Origin of the sequence: Nocardia sp. NPDC057353, from assembly GCF_042667085.1 — a bacterium.
Lineage (GTDB): Bacteria > Actinomycetota > Actinomycetes > Mycobacteriales > Mycobacteriaceae > Nocardia.
This window is the reverse complement of the sequence record NZ_JBHVAK010000145.1, coordinates 1-1,019: the sequence shown is the minus strand read 5'-3', so window position 1 is coordinate 1,019 and position 1,019 is coordinate 1. Positions and strand designations below refer to the sequence as shown.

The following is a 1,019-nucleotide window of genomic DNA, read 5'->3' as shown; positions in this document are numbered from 1 at the left end:
GCTTCACCACAACCCGGAGGCCTTCGTGTCCCACGCTAACGCAGCCCTGACACCACGCGCACGACTGCGCCTGGCCCAGCTGGTCATCGATCGCGGCTGGACCTGCACAGCAGCAGCGAAACTGTTCATGGTGTCCCCACGAACCGCCAGGAAATGGGCCGACCGCTACCGCGTCGAAGGCCCGACCGGGATGGGCGACCGCAGCTCACGCCCCACCATCCAGCCGAGCAGAACACCTCCGCACCTGGTACGACGCGTCGTGGCATTGCGTTGGCGGCACCGGTTGGGCCCGGTCCAGATCGCGGGCCGACTCGACATGGCGGCCTCGACCGTGCACGCGGTACTGGTGCGATGCCGGATCAACCGATTGTCACGGATAGATCGCGTCACCGGCGAACCGCTACGCCGCTACGAACACGACCGTCCCGGCTCGCTGATCCACGTCGATGTCACCAAGTTCGCCAACATCCCCGACGGCGGCGGCCACCGCTACCTGCACCGCAGCCAGAGCAAGGCGAACGCTTGCGCGACCGCACGCCGAACCGGCCGGCGCGGCGCCGCCTACCGGCCCGTCATCGGCACGGCCTACATCCATACCGTCCTCGACGACCACTCCCGTCTGGCCTACGCCGAGATCTGCACCGATGAGAAAGCAGTCACCGCGATAGCGGTGCTGCACCGGGCGGTGGCCTGGTATGCCGAGCGCGGTGTCACTGTCGAGAAAGTGTTGTCCGACAACGGATCAGCCTACAAATCTCACGCCTGGCGTGATGCCTGCGCCGAGCTCGGCGTCCGGCACAAACGGACCCGCCCCTACCGGCCGCAAACCAACGGCAAGATCGAACGCTTCCACCGGACACTGGGCGAGGGCTGGGCCTACGCCCGGCTCTACGACTCGACCGAGCAACGCAACACAGCCCTACCGGGCTGGCTCCACTTCTACAATCACCACCGAGCCCACTCCGCGATCGGAGGCCGACCACCGGTCACCCGACTGACCAACCTCCCTGGACATCACA

General features: G+C 66.8%; 1 protein-coding gene. It reads left to right on the top strand.

Features of this window, described 5'->3' with window-relative positions:
- Positions 1 to 25: 25 nt before the first annotated feature.
- Positions 26 to 1,019, top strand: a 994-nt coding sequence (locus ACFUUZ_RS31725) for an IS481 family transposase (RefSeq protein WP_378702734.1), incomplete at its 3' end; no start/stop codon positions are given.